This is a genomic window from Rhodanobacter sp. Soil772 (assembly GCF_001428385.1).
GTDB lineage: Bacteria > Pseudomonadota > Gammaproteobacteria > Xanthomonadales > Rhodanobacteraceae > Rhodanobacter.
Genome location: NZ_LMSK01000002.1, coordinates 1,129,770 through 1,148,624, shown reverse-complemented (window position 1 = coordinate 1,148,624; position 18,855 = coordinate 1,129,770). Strand labels below are relative to the sequence as shown.

The following is an 18,855-nucleotide window of genomic DNA, read 5'->3' as shown; positions in this document are numbered from 1 at the left end:
GTCACCGTTCGAGGATCGCGGTGACGCCCATCCCGCCGGCGGTGCAGATCGAGATCAGCCCGCGGCCGGAGCCCTTCTGCTCCAGCATCTTCGCCAGCGTGGCGATGATCCGCGCGCCGGTGGCGGCGAACGGATGGCCGACCGCGAGGCTGGAGCCGTGCACGTTGAGCTTGGCTGGGTCGATCGAGCCGAACGGCGCATCCAGGCCGAGCCGGTTCTTGCAGTAATCGGCCGACTCCCACGCGCGCAGCGTGCACAGCACTTGCGCCGCGAACGCCTCGTGGATCTCGTAGTAGTCGAAGTCCTGCAGGGTCAGCCCGTTGCGCGCCAGCATGCGCGGCACCGCGATGGTCGGCGCCATCAGCAGGCCTTCGCCATGCACGAAATCCACCGCGGCGACTTCCGCGTCGCGCAGGTACGCCTGCACCTTCAGGCCGCGCTGCGCGGCCCACGCGTCGCTGCCCAGCAGTACCGCGGCGGCGCCGTCGGACAGGCCGGTGGAGTTGCCGGCGGTGAGCGTGCCGTGGCCGGAGGTCTTGTCGAACGCCGGCTTCAGCGAAGCCAGCTTGTCCATGGTCGAGTCCGGGCGCAGGAAACCGTCGCGCTTCAGGCCGCGGAACGGCACCAGCAGCTCGCCGAAGAAACCGGCGTCGTACGCGGCGGCCAGCTTGTGATGGCTGTCCAGCGCCAGCTGGTCCTGCGCCTCGCGAGTGACGTGCCACTCCTTCGCCATCTGCTCGCAGTGGTCGCCCATCGACTTGCCGGTGCGCGGCTCGGCCACGCCGGGGAACGACGGCTTCAGCTCGCTGAGCGAGAACCCGCGCAGTGCCACCTTCAGCTTGTCCAGCGGGGTCTTCGCGCGGTTCATCGCCAACAGCCGCTTGCGCAGGCGGGTGCCGTAGACGATCGGCACGTCGGACGTAGTGTCCGAACCGCCGGCGATGCCGGCCTCGATCTGCCCGGCGGCGATCTTGTTGGCGATGATGATGGCGTTGTCCAGCGAGGTGCCGCAGGCGCGCGCGGTGGTGATGCCCGGCGTGGTCGGCGCCAACCCGGAGCTGAGCAGCGCCTCGCGTGCCAGGTTCCAGTCGGACGAGTGCTTGATCACCGCACCCATCACCACTTCGCCCAGCTCCACGCCGTGCAACCCGAAGCGCTCGACCAGCGCACCGAGCACTTTCACCGACATGCCGAAGTTGCCGACGTCGGCATACGCCGTGTTGTTGCGGCAGAACGGAATGCGTACGCCGCCGATGATGCCGACGCGCCTTTGCGTGTTTTCCATGCTCAGAACAGTCCACCACTCAAGTTTGTCAAGGCTAACCCGCCATGCCGCGCGGCGAAAGCCCAAAACGCTGAATGGTAGAATCCATCTCCTTTGTCCTGTGGATCACCTCATCTCGTGGAAGCGCAAACGCTGCTCGCCCTGCCTGTCGTGCTGGCGCTGGAACCGGTCGCCGGCGAGCCGCCGGCGCGACTGACGCTCTCCCGCGACGAGGCCGCGGAGCTGGCCGCGCTGGTCGCCGCCGACCTGCACACGCTGGTGCCGCAGGTCGACGCCGCCCGGCTGGCGCTGGCCGGCGCGCTGTTCGACCAGGTCGAGCTGCTGCGGCCGGGCTTCCCGGTGTGGGCCACGCTGGACGAGCTGGCGCGGCGCGTGCCGCGCGGTCATCTGCAGAACGTGGTGGCCTTCGGCAGCCATGAAGGACACATGCCGGCGCAACCACTGGAACCGTCGCCGGTGTACGCCGAAGGCCCGATGCGGCTGTTGCCGATGAGTCTGCTGGCGCCGGCGGAATTGGCCGAGGAGCTGTCCGAACAGTTGGAGATCCAGCTGGTCGGCCGCGGCGAGGCCGGCACGCTGACCGCCGACTGGCTGATGCGCACGCTCGGCATCCGGCTGGAACACGTGCGCTACCTCAGCCGCAACGACCTGCTGGCGCTGACCTGCGTGCAGTACGAGCACGTCAACCTGGCGCCGCTGTGGGCGCTGCTGGAGACGGCGCTGCTGACCCCGTACCGCGAGGAAGCGACGATGAGCGCGCGCGGGCTGGCCCTGCGCTACGCCGACGGCAAGGTGCTGGCGCAGTCGCCTGCGCAATGGCTGGCCGCGCAGACCGGCGACGCCACGCAGCGCGCGCACGGCTTCGCCGGCATCGTGTTCGAACTGCGCCAGTACGCCGCGCTGCTCGACGCGCACCAGCTGCCGCTGCAGCTGCAGACGGACGCCGCGCAGCAAACCGAAGCTGCCCACGGCTACCTGCTGGAGACCCTGGCCGCGGCCGACCCCGGCTACGACCCGCCGACACTGTTCGCCCACGAAGCGCCCGGCCTCGGCGTGATCGCGATCACCGTGGCCCAGCGCGGCGACGGTGGCCATGCGCGCGCGCTGGCGCACGCTTACCCGCTGCAGCCGCAGGCGTTGGGACCGTTGCTGGCGCTGCTGGCGGACCGTTACGGCAGCGCCGGCGAACTGCACGCGCTGGGCCGCGTCGTGCTGGATGGCGACGGCCGGCTCGGCGCACCGGCGACCGCCCTGCACTGACACTCGCCGGCGACGGCTGGGCAAGCGCGCCAACTCGGCGCATGATGGCGCGGCGCCGACAGGGGGCGCCATGCTGACGGAATGACCATGCGGCCGCTCAAGCCTGCCGAGGTATTGCCATCGCTTCCGGACGAAACCGACTGGCCGGCACGGGTGGCGCACGGCACGCCCGCGCTGCTGGCCTACCTCGACCTCGAGCAGCGCTTCCGCTTCGCCAACGACACCCATTCCCGCTGGCTCGGCATCGAGCCGCAGCAGTTGCTTGGCCGGCGCCTGATCGAGGTGGTCGGCCGGCGCAACCACGCCTTGGCCAGCGCCGCGCTGGCGCACGCCTACGCCGGCCACAGGGCCAGCTACGAAGGCGAGCTGTACAACGGCGGCAAGCGGCGCTACGCGCACGGCAACTTCCAGCCCGACTTCGATGCCGACGGCCGGGTCTGCGGCATCTTCACCGCGCTGGTCGACATCACCGAACGGCGCACCCTGGAGCTGCAGCTGCACGAGAGCGAACAGCGTTTCTTCGGCGCGTTCCAGCATGCCGCGATCGGCATGGCGCTGACCCATCCGGACGGCCATTTCCTGCGCGTCAACGCGGCGGTCTGCCAGATGCTCGGTTACCGCGAGGACGAGCTGCTGCAACTGGACATCGCCAGCATCACCCATCCCGACGACATAACGGCCGACACGGCGCTGATGGCGCAGCTGCTGGCCGGCGAGCGCGAGTCGTACCAGCTGGAGAAGCGCAACTTCCACAAGGACGGCCATGTCGTGCATATCCAGCTCAGCGTGTCGCTGGTGCGCGACGAGCCGGGCGCGCCGTTGTACTTCGTCTCGCAAGTGCAGAACATCAGCCAGCGCAAGGCGTTCGAGGACGCGTTGCATCGCGAGCGCGAACTGGCCGAGGTGACCCTGCGCTCGATCGGCGACGCGGTGATCACCACCGACCGGCAGCTGTGCATCACCTCGCTCAACCCGATCGCCGAGGCGATGACCGGCTGGACCGGCATCGAGGCGCAGGGCCGGCCGATCGAGGAGATCTTCCAGCTGTTCGACGCCCAGCATGGCCACGCCGTGGCGAATCCGCTGCGCGCGGCGATCGGGCACAACACCATCGTCGACCTGGCCGGCAAGACCCTGCTGCGCCACCGCCACGGCTTCGATACGCCGGTGGAGGATTCCTCGGCGCCGATCCACGACCATGCCGGCAACGTGATCGGCGGTGTGCTGGTGTTCCACGACGTCAGCGAAACCCGCGCGCTGGCGCTGAAGATGATCCACCTGACCCAGCACGACACGCTCACCGGTCTGCCCAACCGCAGCCAGCTGCACGACCACATCGGCCAGGCGATCGCCACCGCGAACCGGCGCCAGCAGCGCGCGGCGCTGCTCTACATCGACATCGACAACTTCAAGCAGGTCAACGAACTGCACGGCCATGCCGCCGGCGACCGGGTGCTGTGCGCGTTCGCCGCCCAGCTGCATCGCTGCCTGCCCGGCGACGAGCTGCTGAGCCGCTACGGCGGCGACGAATTCGTGGTGATGCTGCCGCACCTGGAAAGCGTGGGCGAGGCGGCCAGCCTGTGCCAGACCCTGATCAACCACGGCGAGCAGACCCGTGTCGACGGCCTGTCCGAACTGTCGCTACGCCTCAGCATCGGCATCAGCGTGTACCCGGACGACGCGATCGAGCCGGACGACCTGCTGCAGCACGCGGAGACCGCGCTGGTCGCGGTGAAGACGCAGGGCCTGCACGGCTACCGCTTCTTCACCGCGTCGATGAACGAGCGCACGCGGGCGCGCCGGCGGATCGAGGCGGCGCTGCGCCAGGCGCTGCCGCAGCACGAGCTGAGCCTGCACTACCAGCCCAAGGTGGACGCGCAAAGCGGCCGCATCGTCGGTGCCGAGGCGCTGCTGCGCTGGCAGGTGGACGGGCGCGAGCTGTACACGCCGGACCAGTTCATCCCGGTCGCGGAGGACTCCGGGCTGATCCTGCCGATCGGCGCCTGGGTGCTGCGCCAGGCCTGCCGGCAGGCGCAGCTGTGGCAGCGCCACGGCCGTTCCATTCCGGTGTCGGTGAACGTCTCGCCGCTGCAGTTCCAGCACGCCGAGTTCTACAACTGGCTCGACGAGGTGCTGGACGGCAGCGGGCTCGCCGCCGGCCTGCTCGAACTGGAACTGACCGAACGCATGGTGATGTCCGGCGGCGACGCCACCACCGGCCTGCTGCAGCGGATCAAGCAGCGCGGCGTGCGGCTGTCGCTGGACGACTTCGGCACCGGCTACTGCAGCCTGTCGTACCTGAAGCATTTCCCGATCGACGCGCTGAAGATCGACCGCATGTTCGTGCGCGACATCACCAGCGACCGCGACACCGCCACCATCACCAGCGCGATCATCGCGATGGCGCGCAGCCTCAACAAGGAAGTGATCGCCGAAGGCGTGGAGACGCGCGAGCAGGGCGCCTTCCTGCGCCGCGCCGGCTGCTCGCAGCTGCAGGGTTTCCTGTACGGCGCGCCGATGCCGGCGGCAGAATTCCAGAAACTGCTGGACGAACCCGAGCCACACGCCACCGCGCCGTACCCGTAAGGCGGGCAGTGCCCGCCCTACGCCGCGGAGTCCGACAGCAGCGCCTCGTACATGAAGTAATGGCAGCGCTGCATGCCAAGCCCTTCGTAGGTCGCCTGCGCGCGCCGGTTCTCGGTTTCCACGTACAGGCGCAGGCCGACCGCGCCGGCGGCCGCGGCACGACGTTCGACGTCGGCGTACAGCGCGCGGAACGCGCCGCCGCGGCGCGCGGCGGGCACCACGTAGACGCTCTGGATCCACCAGAAATCGCCGCCGCGCCAGTCGCTCCATTCGTAGGTCACCAGCAGGCAGCCGAGCGCCACGCCGGCGCGTTCCGCCACCAGGTAGAAGCCGCGCCGCGGCTGCTCGAGCACGCCGGCAACACCGCGCTGCAGCGTCGCGGGATCGAGCCGCTTGTGCTCGGTTTCCCAGGCCATCGCCGCATTCCAGGCGGCCAGCTCGGGCAAGTCGGTGAGGGTGGCGGCGCGGATCAGCAGCGACACGGCATGGCTCCGGTGGTGGGCGGACGCACATCGTAGCGTGCGCGCTCTTCACACGCCGGCGCGTAACGTCCGGGCGGAAGCCGGCGGTTGCAGCCCCTCGAGGCGGGCTCCCGCCGCAGCCTCGTCCGGGCGGGTGCGTTCATGGCCACCTGCCGCGAAACTCCAAGGAAAACCGCTTTTGAACATCAGCAACTTCCTCGACCTGCTCAAACTGCGCCGGCTGAGCGCGTTCCGCCGTCGCCGCGCGGCCGCACGCACGCGGCCGGAACAGGAGCCGGCGCTGCGCGCGGAGCTGTTCAGCACCGAGCAGATGGAACGGCATGGCCGCGCGCTGGCCGGCCAGCACCGGCTGAGCGCGCGTTCCAGCGTGGACCTGCTGCTGGCGCGGCTGGCCGACAACGAGGCGGTGCTGACCCACACCTGCGAGCGGCTGACCGATGCCACCCGCAAGCGCCGGCGGATCACCCCGGCCGGCGAATGGCTGCTGGACAACTTCTACCTGATCGAAGAACAGATCCGGATCGCCCGCCGGCATCTGCCGAAGGGCTACAGCCGCGAACTACCGCGCCTGGCCAACGGCCCGTCGGCCGGCCTGCCGCGGGTCTACGACATCGCGCTGGAAATCATTTCGCACGGCGACGGCCGGGTCGACACGCACAGCCTGCTGCGCTTCATCGGCGCCTACCAGGACGTCACCCCGCTGCGGCTGGGCGAGCTGTGGGCGATCCCGATCATGCTGCGGCTGGCGCTGATCGAGAACCTGCGCCGGGTCGCCGCGCGGGTGATGGCGGACTGGGGTTACCGCGGCAAGGCCGTGCGCTGGGCCGACAGCATGACCAGCACCGCCGAGCGCGACGCGAACTCGGTGGTGCTGGTGGTCGCCGACATGGCACGCTCGAACCCGCCGATGAACGGCCCGTTCGTGGCCGAGATGGCGCGCCGGCTGCAGGGCCAGAGCCCGGCGCTGGCCCTGCCGCTAAGCTGGATCGAGCAACGCTTGGCCGCGTCGGGGCAGAGCATCGAGCACCTGGTGCAGCTCGAAGCGCAGCAGCAGGCGGCCAACCAGGTCACGATCAGCAACAGCATCGGCAGCCTGCGCACGCTGTCGGCGATCGACTGGCGCGATTTCGTCGAACACTCCAGCCTGGTCGAGCAACGCTTGCGCGAGGATCCGGCCGGCGTCTACGCGGCAATGGATTTCGCCACGCGCGACCGCTACCGCCACGTGGTGGAAGCGATGGCGCGCCGGCACCGACTGACCGAGCTGCAGGTGGCCGAGGCGGCGATCGCGCTGAGCCAGGCCGAGGCGCCCACCGACTGCAGCGTGCCGCTGCCGCAGCACGTCGGCTACTACCTGATCGACCGCGGCCGGCGCCGGCTGGAACAGCAGCTGGGCATCCGCCCGCCGCTGCGCGAGACACTGCGCCGCGGCTTCGACCGCGCGCCACTGCCGATCTACCTGGGCCTGCTGGCGCTGCTCACGTTCGCGTTCGCGCAGCCGCTGGTCGCCGTCGCCGCGCACGACCGCTGGCCGACGTGGGCGCTGCTCGCGCTGGCGATTCCCGCCGCGATCCTGGCCAGCCAGCTGGGACTGAGCCTGCTCAACTGGCTGGCCACGCTGTCGATCGAACCGCGGCAGCTGCCGCGGATGGACTACTCGCACGGCATCCCGGCCAGCGCGCGCACCCTGGTGGCGATTCCCAGCCTGTTCGCCAGCGCGCAGGACGTCGACGAGCTGGTCGAGTCGCTGGAGGTGCGCTTCCTCGGCAACCGCGACGAACAACTGCACTTCGCCCTGCTCACCGACTTCGCCGACGCGGACCGCGAAACCCTGCCCGATGACGAAGCGCTGCTGCGACGGGCGCAACGACGCATCGAGGCGCTCAACGAACGCTACGCCGGCGACGGGGCCGACCGCTTCTTCCTGTTCCACCGGCCGCGCCGCTGGAATCCGGGCGAGCGGTGCTGGATGGGCCACGAGCGCAAGCGCGGCAAGCTGGCCGACCTCAACGCGCTGCTGCGCGGCAACGCGCACGGCCGCTTCATGCTGATCGTGGGCGACATCGCGGCGCTGGGCCCGGTGCAGTACGTGATCACCCTGGACACCGACACCGAGCTGCCGCGCGACGCGGCGCAGGCCTTCGTGGGCACCATCGACCACCCGCTCAACCGCGCCGTGTACGACCCGGAGCAACGGCGCGTGGTCAGCGGCTACGCGATCCTGCAGCCACGCGTCGGGATCAGCCTGCCCAGCACCGCGCGCTCGCGCTACGCGCAGCTGTACGGCAGCGACGCCGGCATCGACCCGTATACGCAGATGGTTTCGGACGTCTATCAGGACGTGTTCGGCGAAGGCTCGTTCATCGGCAAAGGCATCTACGCGATCGACCCGTTCGAGCGCACCCTGGACGGTCGTTTCCCCGAGAACCGCATCCTCAGCCACGACCTGGTCGAGGGCTGCCACGCGCGCTCGGGCCTGCTCAGCGACGTGCAGCTGTTCGAGACCTACCCGGCCCGCTACGGCGCCGACGTGAGGCGCCGGCACCGCTGGATCCGCGGCGACTGGCAGTTGCTGCCGTGGCTGCTGCCGTGGGCGCCGACCGCGCACGCCGGCTGGCGCCGCAACGCGCTGACCGCGTTGTCGCGCTGGAAGATCCTCGACAACCTGCGCCGCAGCCTGGTGCCGGTGGCGGTGCTGGCGTTGCTGGCGGCCGGCTGGCTGCTGATTGCGCCGGTGCTCTCGTGGACCGTGGCGGTGCTGTCGATGGTGCTGCTGCCGCCACTGCTGTCGGCGCTGCTGGAACTGGTGCAGAAACCGCGCGAGGTGCAGCTGGACCAGCACCTGCGCGCCGGCTTCCAGGCCGGCCTGCAGCACTTTGCGCGGATGCTGCTGGGGCTGGCGTGGCTGCCGCACGAAGCGCTGTACCACCTCGACGCGATCGTGCGCACGCTGTGGCGGATGGCGATCAGCCAGCGCCAGCTGCTGCAGTGGCAGACCTCCAGCGAGGTCGAGCGGCGCAGCGGTCACACCGCGGCCGTGCTGTGGCGGTCGATGTGGATCGGCCCGGCGCTGGCCGTGCTGCTGGGCGTGGCGCTGGTGCTGCAGCGTCCGCTGGCGCTGTGGCTGGCGGCGCCGCTGCTGCTGCTGTGGCTGGGCTCGCCCGCGATCGCGTGGTGGATCAGCCAGCCGCGCACGCCGGACGCGTTCGCGCCGAATGCGGCGCAGCGGCGCTTCCTGCGCACGCTGGCGCGGCAGACCTGGGCGTTCTTCGACACCCACGTCGGCGCCGCCGATCACTGGCTGCCGCCGGACAACCTGCAGGAGCAACCCGGGCCGGCGATCGCCCACCGCACCTCGCCCACCAACATCGGCATGGCGCTGCTGGCGAACCTGGCCGCGCACGACTTCGGTTTCCTCGGCACCGGCCGCCTGCTCGAACGCACGCGGCTGAGCCTGGCCACCATGCAGCAGCTGCCGCGCCACCGCGGCCACTTCTACAACTGGTACGACACGCAGAGCCTGCAGCCGCTGGCGCCGCTGTACGTCTCGGCGGTGGACAGCGGCAACCTGGCCGGCCACCTGCTGACCCTGCGCCCGGGCCTGCACGGCCTGCCCGACGAGCCGGTGTTCCAGCCGCGCGTGCTGCACGGCCTGCTCGACACGCTGGCGTTGTTGCACGACACGCTCGACGCCGACGCCGCACGCGCGCTGGAACCGCTGCGCCAGCAACTGCAGGCCGGACTGGCCGCGCCGCCGGCGATCGCCGGCGCAGCCACGGCGCTGCTGCAACAGTTGCGCGGACACGCGCAGGCGCTGCTGCCGATGCTCGACAGCGAACCCGGCAGCGACGCGCGGTTCTGGCTCGATGCGCTGCTCGCGCAGTGCGACGAGCTGTGCACCGAGGCGGCCGCGTTCGAGCTCGATCCGCCGGCGGACGACGAGGTCGGCTTCGGCGGCATTCCCACGCTGCGCCAGCTGGCCCGGATCGAACCGCTGTGCTGGCCGGCCAGCGCCGACGCCGATGGCGTGCGCGCACGCGCGCACGCACGCATCGCCGCCATCGAGCAGCTGGCGCAGTTGGCCGGTGAGCTGGCGCTGATGGACTACCGCTTCCTGTACGACAGCGCACGCGACCTGCTGGCGATCGGCTTCAACGTGGACCAGCGCCGGCTCGACGCCGGCTACTACGACCTGCTGGCATCGGAGGCGCGGCTGGCCAGTTTCGTCGGCATCGCACAGGGCCAGCTGCCGCAGGACAACTGGTTCTCGCTGGGGCGCCTGCTCACCACCGTCGGCGGCGAACCGGTGCTGCTGTCGTGGACCGGCTCGATGTTCGAGTACCTGATGCCGATGCTGGTGATGCCCAACTACGAGGGCACCCTGCTCGACCAGACCTGCCGCGCCGCGGTGACCCGGCAGATCGAATACGGCAGCCAGCTCGGCGTGCCGTGGGGCGTTTCCGAATCCGGCTACAACACGCTGGACGCGCACTTCACCTACCAGTACCGCGCGTTCGGCGTGCCCGGGTTGGGGCTGAAGCGCGGCCTGGGCGACGACGTGGTGGTGGCACCGTACGCCAGCGCGCTGGCGCTGATGGTGGCGCCGGCGGCGGCCACGCGGAACCTGCAGCGGCTGGCCGAGGCCGGCGCGCGCGGCCGCTTCGGCCTGTACGAGGCGATCGACTACACCCCGGCGCGGCTGCCGCTGGGCCAGGACTCGGCCCTGGTGCGGCAGTTCATGGCGCACCACCAGGGCATGAGCCTGCTGGCGCTGGGCCACGCGCTGCTGGATCGGCCGATGCAACGGCGCTTCGAATCCGATCCGCAGTTCCAGGCCACCAGCCTGCTGCTGCAGGAGCGCGTGCCGAAGACCGCGGCCGAATACCTGCACGCCTCCGGCTTCCCCGAATCGGACGGCAGCCCGCGCCCGGCCGAGGCGCGGCTGCGCGTGTTCACCGACCCGGACCGCACGCGCCCGGCGGTGCAGCTGCTGTCGAACGGCCACTACCACGTGATGCTGAGCAGCGCCGGCGGCGGCTATATCCGGCGCGGCGAGCTGGCGCTGACGCGCTGGCGCGAGGACATCACGCGCGACCACTGGGGCATGTTCTGCTACCTGCGCGACGTCGCCAGCGGCGAGTACTGGTCCACCACGTACCAGCCCACGCGGAAGAAGACCGAGCAGTTCGAGGCGATCTTCTCCGACGCGCGCGCCGAGTTCCGCGTGCGCGAACGCGAGTTCGACGCGCACACCGAGATCGTGGTGTCGCCGGAAGACGACATCGGGCTGCGCCGCACCCGCATCAGCAACCGCAGCCGCACGCGCCGCACGATCGAGCTGACCAGCTACGCCGAGGTGGTGCTGGCGCCGCCGCTCGCCGATGCGCTGCACCCGGCCTTCAGCAAGCTGTTCGTGCAGACCGAACTGGTGCCGGCGCTGCAGGCGATCGTGTGCACGCGGCGCCCACGCGCCGCCGACGAACACGTGCCGTGGATGTTTCACCTGCTGGCGGTGCACGATGCCGACATCGACGCGATCTCCTACGAGACCGACCGCAGCCGCTTCATCGGCCGCGGCCGCAGCACGGCCGAGCCGCAGGCGCTCGATCGCGAACAGGCTCAGCTGTCCAACAGCGCCGGCTCGGTGCTCGACCCGATCGTGGCGATCCGCTGCCGCATCACGCTGGAACCGGAGCAGTCGGCCACCATCGACTTCGTCACCGGCATCGCCGACCGGCGCGACGACTGCCTGCAACTGATCGGCAAGTACCGCGACCGCCACCTCGCCGACCGCGTGTTCGACCTGGCTTGGACGCACAGCCAGGTGCTGCTGCGCCAGCTCAACGCCAGCCTCGCCGACGCGCAGCTGTACGAGCACATGGCCACCGGCATCCTCTACCCGAACGCCAGCCTGCGCGCCGAGCCGGCCGTGCTGCGCGGCAACCGGCGCGGCCAGTCCGGGCTGTGGGGGCAGGCGATCTCCGGCGACCTGCCGATCGTACTGCTGCAGATCGCCAGCCCGGCGCGGATCGAACTGGTGCGCCAGCTGGTGCAGGCGCACGCGTACTGGCGGCTGAAGGGGTTGGCGGTGGACCTGGTGATCTGGAACGAGGATCGCGCCGGCTACCGGCAGGAGTTGCAGGACCAGATCATGGGCCTGATCGCCTCGGGCAGCGAGGCCAGCCTGCTCGATCGCCCCGGCGGCATCTTCGTGCGCCCGGCGCAGCAGCTGTCCGGCGAAGACCGGCTGGTGGTGCTGGCCAGCGCGCGGATCATCCTCAACGACGGCCGCGGCAGCCTGGCCGAGCAGATCGGCCGGCGCCGGGTGGGAACCCATGCGCCGCGCTTCGAGCCAAGCCGGCCCCGGCGCATCGGCAGTGCCGTGCTCGCCACCAGCGCCCGCGCCGCGGCGACGCTGCAGCTGGCCAATCCGCACGGCGGCTTCAGCAGCGACGGCCGCGAGTACGTGATCACCCAGGCCGCCGGCGACAGCACGCCGGCGCCGTGGTCGAACGTGCTGGCCAACCCGCACTTCGGCACGGTGATCTCCGACAGCGGCAGCGCGTACACCTGGGGCGAGAACGCGCACGAGTTCCGGCTCAGCCCGTGGCACAACGACCCGGTCGGCGACGACGGCGGCGAAGCGCTGTACCTGCGCGACGAGGAGACCGGCCAGGTGTGGTCGCCGACCCCGCTGCCGTGCCGCGGCAGCGGCACGTACGTGACCCGCCACGGCTTCGGCTACAGCGTGTTCGAGCACCATGAGGACGGCATCCACTCCGAGCTGTGGGTGTACGTGGCGCTGGATGCGTCGGTGAAATTCTCGGTGCTGAAACTGCGCAACGAGTCCGGCCAGGCGCGCCGGCTCAGCGTCACCGGCTACGTCGAATGGCTGCTCGGCGACCTGCGCGAGAAGACCGCGATGCACGTGGTCACCGAATCGGACCCGGCCAGCGGCGCGCTGCTCGCACGCAACGCGTACAACACCGAGTTCCCGAACCGGGTCGCGTTCTTCGACGTCGACGACGCCGGCCGCGGCATCGACGGCGACCGCAGCGAATTCCTCGGCCGCAACGGCAGCATGCGCGCGCCGGCCGGGCTGGGCCGCGCGCAGCTGTCCGGCCGGCTCGGCGCGGGGCTGGACCCGTGCGCGGCACTGCAGTCCAGCGTGAGCCTGGACGACGGCGAGCAGCGCCAGCTGATCTTCCGCCTCGGCCTGGGCCGCGACGCCGCCGACGCCAGCGCGCTGGTGCAGCGCTTCCGCGGCAGCGGCAGCGCCGCCGACGCACTGGAAAAAGTCCGTGCGCACTGGGCGCGCACGCTTGGCACGGTGCAGGTGCGCACGCCGGAGCCGGCGCTCGACGTGCTCGCCAACGGCTGGCTGCTGTACCAGACCATCGCCTGCCGCATGTGGGCGCGCAGCGGCTACTACCAGTCCGGCGGCGCGTTCGGCTTCCGCGACCAGCTGCAGGATTCGATGGCGCTGCTGCACGCCGCACCCGCGCTGTCGCGCGCGCAGCTGCTGCTGTGCGCCGCGCATCAGTTCCCCGAAGGCGACGTGCAGCACTGGTGGCATCCGCCGCTGGACCGCGGCGTGCGCACCACCTGTTCCGACGACTACCTGTGGCTGCCGCTGGCCACCAGCCGCTACGTGCTGGCCGGCATCGACCGCGGCGTGCTGGACGAACGGGTCGGCTACATCGAAAGCCGCGAGCTGCACCCCGGCGAGGAGTCGTACTACGACCTGCCGCAACCCTCGGGCCTGCACGAGACGCTGTACCAGCACTGCGTACGCGCGATCGAACGCAGCCTCACGCAGCGCGGCGCGCACGGCCTGCCGCTAATCGGCGGCGGCGACTGGAACGACGGCATGAACCGGGTCGGCGAAAAAGGCCGCGGTGAAAGCGTGTGGCTGGGCTTCTTCAGTGGCGAGGTGCTGAGCCGCTTCGCCGAGGTGGCCCGGTTGCACGACGACGAGGCGTTCGCGCAACGCTGCGAAGACGCAGTGGCGCAGTTGCGCATCGCGCTGGAACAGCACGGCTGGGACGGCGCCTGGTATCGCCGCGCCTGGTTCGACGACGGCACCCCGCTGGGTTCGGCCGGCAACGACGAATGCCGGATCGACTCGATCGCGCAAAGCTGGTCGGTGCTGTCCGGCATGGCCTCGCCGGAACGCCGGCAGCAGGCGATGAATTCACTGGACGCCCATCTGGTGCGCCGCGACGCCGGCCTGGTGCAACTGTTGAACCCGCCGTTCGACAAGTCCGCGCTCGACCCCGGCTACATCAAGGGCTACGTGCCCGGCGTGCGCGAGAACGGCGGCCAGTACACGCACGCGGCGATCTGGGCCACGATGGCCTTCGCAGAACTCGGTGACAGCGCACGCGCGTGGGAACTTCTGCGCATGATCAACCCGGTCAACCACGGCATCGACGCCGCACAAATGGACGTCTATAAGGTGGAACCCTACGTGGTCAGCGCCGACGTCTATGCGGTCGAACCGCACACCGGCCGCGGCGGCTGGAGCTGGTACACCGGTTCCGCCGGCTGGATGTACCGGCTGATCGTGGAGTCCTTGCTCGGCCTGCGCCTGGAAGCCGGCAAGCTGCGCTTCGCGCCGGTACTGCCGCCCGAGTGGGAGGGCTTCTCCATCGACTACCGCCATCACGACACGCCGTACCGGATCCACCTGCGCCAGAGCGAGGCCGGCACACCGAGCACCGTGTGGCTGGACGGCGTGGCGCAGGCCGATGGCTGCATTCCGCTGGCCGACGACGGGGCGGAGCACAGCGTGGAGCTCAACTGGCCGCGCAGCACATGATGCCGGCCACGGCTGCGCGCCCTGTGCTCAGCGGTCCAGTGGGCTCAACACGCCATGGCCGCCGCGGTTGAGCACGTGGGTATAAATCTGGGTGGTCGCCACGTCTTTGTGGCCGAGCAGCTCCTGTACGGTACGGATGTCATACCCGGACTCCAGCAGATGCGTGGCGAACGAGTGACGCAGCGTATGCGCACTCACTGGCTTGACGATGCCTGCGCGGCGACAGGCACTTTTCAATGAGCGCGACAGCAACCCCTCATCAAAGTGATGACGACGCTCCACACCATCCAGTGGATCGACCGAGCGTTGCGCCGACGGAAAGACGAATTGCCAACCAAATTCCCGCCCGGCCTGGGGATACTTGCGCGCCAGGGCGTGAGGCAAGCGAGCCACACCAAAACCCGCGATCAGGTCACTCTCATGCAGCACGCTGGCGCGGTCGATCTCGCGCTGCAAAGGCTCGATCAGCCGCTTCGGCAGTACCGTGCGGCGATCCTTGCCACCCTTGCCGTCACGCACGGTAATTTCATTGCGCGCAAAATCCACATCCTTCACGCGCAGCCGCATGCACTCCATCAACCGCATGCCGGTGCCATACAACAGACTAGCCAACAGCCACGGACGACCTTCCATCTGCACCAGCAACGCCTGAACTTCTTCACGCGACAAAACCGTGGGAACGCGCTGCGAACGCTTCGCACGTACCATCGTCTCCATCCAGGGCAAGTCGACCCGCAACACCTCACGATAGAGAAAAAGCAGCGCCGACAGCGCCTGATTCTGCGTGCTGGCAGCCACGCCACCGTGCACGGCCAGCCCGGACAGGAAGCCTTCCACTTCCACCGCGCCCATATCACGCGGATGGCGCTTTCCGTTCGCCAGAATGAACCGGCGTATCCATCCCACGTAAATGCCCTCGGTACGAAAACTGTAGTGTTTGAGCCGCAAACGTCGCCGAACCTCGTCCAGCAGGCGGGGCGCAGGCGCACCCGAACGAGCAGCGGTTATCACCGGCGATTGTGGGGGATAAGACATAGCACCTCGATCCGTGAGATATGCAATGGCAGCATCGCCGCTGCACACTGTAACCGCCATCCGGCAACCCCTTGTCCGCTCGTAGGATTTATCCGCTTGACGACTGATGGTCGAAAGCTGAACATCGGTTGCATATGCCCCGATATGGGGTCTACTAAGCGTTAGGCGCCAAGGGGAAGGTTCGTGGTACCAAGCAACATTCTGCAACGAACTTTTCGACTCTTGCATCGTGATGCAACAGGCACCGGCTTCACATTTGAAGTAAATCGTCGCCAGTATTTAGCAACCGCACGGCACGTTGTGGAGGGGTTGCAAACCGACTCAAGTATTGGCGTTTCCTGCAATGGAACGTGGCAACAAGTTGTAATTGGTAGTGTCTGGCTCTCCCCCACCGGCGCCGATGTTGCGCTACTCAGCCTCAGGCAACAATTGTCGCCTATCCATGGTGTCGCCATGCTCGGCGACGGCGCTACATTCTCGCTATCCCAGCAGGCTTACTTTCTGGGTTTCCCGTACGGGCTACAAACGGAGGTTGGTCAGCTCAACAATGGCTACCCCATTCCGTTCGTCAAATCAGGCATCGTGTCCAGCTTCAGTCTGCCGAGCGGCGGTAGCCAAGTCGTATACCTCGACGCCATCAACAACCCAGGCTTTTCAGGTGGGCCAATCGTTACTATCTCGCCAAATGGGGAAGTCGTTATCGTCGCGGTGGTTTCGGCTTATCGCTACAACGAAGATAAAATCTTGCTCAATGGGCAAGACACGGGGCTCACCTACCGAGCAAACACTGGTCTTGTTATTGGTTACTCTGTCAACGAACTTTGGCAGCAGGCCAAATTATCCGCCGATGGGGTTGTCGTGCATGGCGCCTAACATCTCGTTCAAGGCGGACGGCTACGCCGCCGCTTAACTCCAGCGTTAGGCCTCACAGGACAGATGCATGAATCTTGCAGCAGTAGAAATCAAGGCTTTCGTGCCGGCGCGCGATTTTGAAAGATCGAAAGACTTCTACGCCCGCATTGGGTTTGAGATTCCGTGGTCTTCCGACGATCTCGCATATGTCAGATACGGTGACACAAGTTTTCTGCTGCAGAAGTTCTACGTGGAAGAGCACACAGCAAATTTCATGATGCACTTCCTCGTTGAAGACGTTGACGCTTGGTATCAACACGTCATCGACTCTGGCGTCGTTGAAAGGTTTGGTCTCCGACTTGAGCCACCTCAAGACCGGCCTTGGGGTTTGCGGGACTTCCCGCTAGTCGACCCAAGTGGTGTTCTTTGGCGTGTCGGCCAGAACATTGGCAGTGAGGCCTAACAATTCGTTCAAGGCGGACGGCTTCGCCGCCGCTTAACTCCAGCGTTAGACCGCAAATGAGGCATCAAGGTACACATGAAACTTCCTACCTTATTTCTTATTTGCGTCAGCTTGTATGCCACGACCGTCATAGCTTCGACAGCTGACGATCGAACAGTCCAGGAATACTGCGGGAAGCGATCTCACGTTGCCGTGAAACCTCTATACGAGTGGGACTGCTCGGGACTTACGGTAGATTCAATGGCTGCCCTGAAGCATTACATAACCGCCAAGTACGTATTTTCAGAATTAACAAAGCCTACAGATATAAAAATATACGAGTCCGCGCGGAAGGAACCACACTATTCTGCATGGGTTATCTATCCTGACGGTAAAGCGGTTAGATACCGAACGCTGTATGAAGGCGACGGCTATCAAGGCTACGTCGGCGTCGGGATTACAGTGTTCTGCACTGGCACAGTAAATGATTGCACGGCCTTTGAAGCAGCGACGGCATCAGGTTTTCCCCCTGCGCCAATAACGCCTGGACTATTTCCTCATGCGCAGTACTAATACCGCCCATTAGCGCCTCTCAATTTTGTAGATGTGGGTGGGCTGATCGTGCATAGTCTAACCAATCGTTCAAGGCGGACGGCTGCGCCGCCGCTTAACTCCAGCGTTAGGCCTTCTTAGCGAGTTGAATCGATGAAATTCATCACTATTTTATTCCTATCATTGTTTCTCTCTCTCACCGCCAAAGCCTCTGAGCCACGGTGCTCGCATGAAGCAGCAGAACAGGCCAATAAGCTGCTGCCGTTTCACATGGGTACTGGGTTTGAGGGCCGAATGAGTTTTGAGACCCCACGGCAAAAACCTTCAATAAATAATCCTCGAGACCCAAAGCAGAAGTTCAACGTACTTGAGGTCATGGCCAACGTGAGCCCCCAAGGGCTATACCGCATGCGGTTTATCTACTTTGCTCCGGCTGGCTCAAACTGCACTTTGATGGGTCAAGAGATTCTAGAGTTTGCGCGCTTATGAGGCATGGCGCCTAACAACTCGTTCAAGGCGGACGGCTACGCCGCCGCTTAACTCCAGCGTTAGCGTGCAAATGAAGAATCTCGCGATCGGGTTACTGCTTTCTGCAAGTCTGCTCTTTGCCGGTTGCGCCACGCAGTCGCCGGCGAAGATCTACAAGGGCAGCTATTTCTACAACTTTGAAAGTTCCTCGTTCACACCAGCAGGCTCCAATGAGGCTTGGTGCGTCAACAGCGCCGAGATGGCTAAAGCGCAACTTCCATCTGCTCAGTCCGGTACCGCAGAGGTTGTCGTCCAGGGCAGCCTCAGCCCCAAAGGTCATTACTGCAATCTCGGCGCTTCCAAGCATGTGCTCAAGGTCTTCAAGGTTCTGTCAGTAGCCAATCTCAAGTCCGGGGACTAAGGTTGCACGCTAACCAGTCATTCGAGGCGGACGGCTACGCCGCCGCTCAATTCCAGCGTTAGATGTTCTGGGACATGAGGCCAGAAAACCATGGCAACGACCCACAACCTCAAACGGGCACTCTCCCTTGCCTTGCAGGCGTTGTTGTTGGCTTTCGCGGCGGCCTGCATCTTCTATGGGCAACACAACTTCGCAATTCGTTCAGTTGGGCTGCTCGCAATATTCGGAGGCCTCGTACTTGTCCGTAATTCGCGTCGTTCAAGTCAGGCCACTCGTGGTCATAACAGGCCCGCCTTCTCCATCAAGCCTTGGCAATGGCTGGTCGGGCTTGTTCTTGTTGTAGTGTTGGCAGCCGCGCTCGCTTGGCTCTTCCACGACGCCGCGACAGGCTACAGGAGCGGCGCTGCGCCAATTTACGCGTTCATCGCCGCAACTCTTCTCTGCAGCCTATGGTGGGGCGCAATATTCATGCGGTGGCTCAATTGGTAGTTCCAGTGCCGCCGTACTTGCCATCTAACTACTCGTTCGAGGCGGACGGCTTCGCCGCCGCTCAACTCCAGCGTTAGGCCTCAATGAGAAACTTCGCTCGTATATTGGCTTTGTTGTATGCGGTCGTCGTTGGCGTGGCGGCACTTTGGGCTTGGTACACCG

The 18,855-nt window shown here is 67.0% G+C and carries 11 protein-coding genes; 8 read left to right on the top strand and 3 right to left on the bottom strand.

The genetic code is table 11. From position 1 onward, the window contains the following. Position 1: 1 nt before the first annotated feature. Positions 2-1,285, bottom strand: a complete 1,284-nt coding sequence (locus tag ASG75_RS11510; RefSeq protein WP_056389018.1) for an acetyl-CoA C-acetyltransferase — start codon at positions 1,283-1,285, stop codon at positions 2-4. A 117-nt stretch (positions 1,286-1,402) separates the two neighbouring features. On the opposite strand from ASG75_RS11510, the gene ASG75_RS11505 reads away from it, so the two are divergent. Beyond that, positions 1,403-2,545, top strand: a complete 1,143-nt coding sequence (locus tag ASG75_RS11505) for a hypothetical protein (protein ID WP_056389016.1) — start codon at positions 1,403-1,405, stop codon at positions 2,543-2,545. A gap of 87 nt (positions 2,546-2,632) precedes the next feature. Further along, complete coding sequence (locus ASG75_RS11500) at positions 2,633-5,131, top strand: GGDEF and EAL domain-containing protein (RefSeq protein WP_056389389.1); 2,499 nt, start codon at positions 2,633-2,635, stop codon at positions 5,129-5,131. Between the two features lie 17 nt (positions 5,132-5,148). Here ASG75_RS11500 and ASG75_RS11495 read toward each other — a convergent pair whose 3' ends face one another. Continuing rightward, positions 5,149-5,613 carry a GNAT family N-acetyltransferase gene (locus ASG75_RS11495; protein ID WP_056389014.1) on the bottom strand — a complete coding sequence of 155 codons (465 nt, stop codon included), beginning with the start codon at positions 5,611-5,613 and terminating at the stop codon, positions 5,149-5,151. 178 nt (positions 5,614-5,791) lie between these two features. On the opposite strand from ASG75_RS11495, the gene ASG75_RS11490 reads away from it, so the two are divergent. Beyond that, positions 5,792-14,434 carry a glucoamylase family protein gene (locus ASG75_RS11490; RefSeq protein ID WP_056389009.1) on the top strand — a complete coding sequence of 2,881 codons (8,643 nt, stop codon included), beginning with the start codon at positions 5,792-5,794 and terminating at the stop codon, positions 14,432-14,434. A gap of 27 nt (positions 14,435-14,461) precedes the next feature. Here the strand turns inward: ASG75_RS11490 and ASG75_RS11485 are convergent, their stop codons facing one another. Further along, positions 14,462-15,469 carry an integron integrase gene (locus tag ASG75_RS11485; protein ID WP_082547578.1) on the bottom strand — a complete coding sequence of 336 codons (1,008 nt, stop codon included), beginning with the start codon at positions 15,467-15,469 and terminating at the stop codon, positions 14,462-14,464. 183 nt (positions 15,470-15,652) lie between these two features. Here ASG75_RS11485 and ASG75_RS16020 point away from each other — a divergent pair, with 183 nt between their 5' ends. From ASG75_RS16020 to ASG75_RS16695, 5 genes are all read left to right on the top strand, one after another. Further along, complete coding sequence (locus ASG75_RS16020) at positions 15,653-16,342, top strand: serine protease (RefSeq protein ID WP_082547577.1); 690 nt, start codon at positions 15,653-15,655, stop codon at positions 16,340-16,342. 67 nt (positions 16,343-16,409) lie between these two features. Further along, positions 16,410-16,784 carry a VOC family protein gene (locus ASG75_RS11475; RefSeq protein ID WP_056389002.1) on the top strand — a complete coding sequence of 125 codons (375 nt, stop codon included), beginning with the start codon at positions 16,410-16,412 and terminating at the stop codon, positions 16,782-16,784. Between the two features lie 684 nt (positions 16,785-17,468). Then, positions 17,469-17,804 carry a hypothetical protein gene (locus ASG75_RS16015; protein ID WP_082547576.1) on the top strand — a complete coding sequence of 112 codons (336 nt, stop codon included), beginning with the start codon at positions 17,469-17,471 and terminating at the stop codon, positions 17,802-17,804. 70 nt (positions 17,805-17,874) lie between these two features. After that, on the top strand, positions 17,875-18,204 hold the full coding sequence (locus ASG75_RS16350; protein ID WP_157616951.1) for a hypothetical protein: 330 nt from the start codon (positions 17,875-17,877) through the stop codon (positions 18,202-18,204). A 90-nt stretch (positions 18,205-18,294) separates the two neighbouring features. Beyond that, positions 18,295-18,693, top strand: coding sequence for a hypothetical protein (locus ASG75_RS16695; protein ID WP_235580203.1), 399 nt, complete (start codon positions 18,295-18,297; stop codon positions 18,691-18,693). The last annotated feature ends 162 nt before the right edge of the window (positions 18,694-18,855 follow it).

What these genes read in the sequence shown, in the direction of transcription:
- ASG75_RS11500 (WP_056389389.1), top strand. Translation starts at nt 2,633, where the DNA reads ATGCGGCCGCTCAAGCCTGCCGAGGTATTGCCATCGCTTCCGGACGAA.
- ASG75_RS11475 (WP_056389002.1), top strand. Translation starts at nt 16,410, where the DNA reads ATGAATCTTGCAGCAGTAGAAATCAAGGCTTTCGTGCCGGCGCGCGAT.
- ASG75_RS16695 (WP_235580203.1), top strand. Translation starts at nt 18,295, where the DNA reads ATGGCAACGACCCACAACCTCAAACGGGCACTCTCCCTTGCCTTGCAG.
- ASG75_RS11485 (WP_082547578.1), bottom strand. Translation starts at nt 15,469, where the DNA reads ATGTCTTATCCCCCACAATCGCCGGTGATAACCGCTGCTCGTTCGGGT.
- ASG75_RS16015 (WP_082547576.1), top strand. Translation starts at nt 17,469, where the DNA reads ATGAAATTCATCACTATTTTATTCCTATCATTGTTTCTCTCTCTCACC.
- ASG75_RS16350 (WP_157616951.1), top strand. Translation starts at nt 17,875, where the DNA reads ATGAAGAATCTCGCGATCGGGTTACTGCTTTCTGCAAGTCTGCTCTTT.
- ASG75_RS11510 (WP_056389018.1), bottom strand. Translation starts at nt 1,285, where the DNA reads ATGGAAAACACGCAAAGGCGCGTCGGCATCATCGGCGGCGTACGCATT.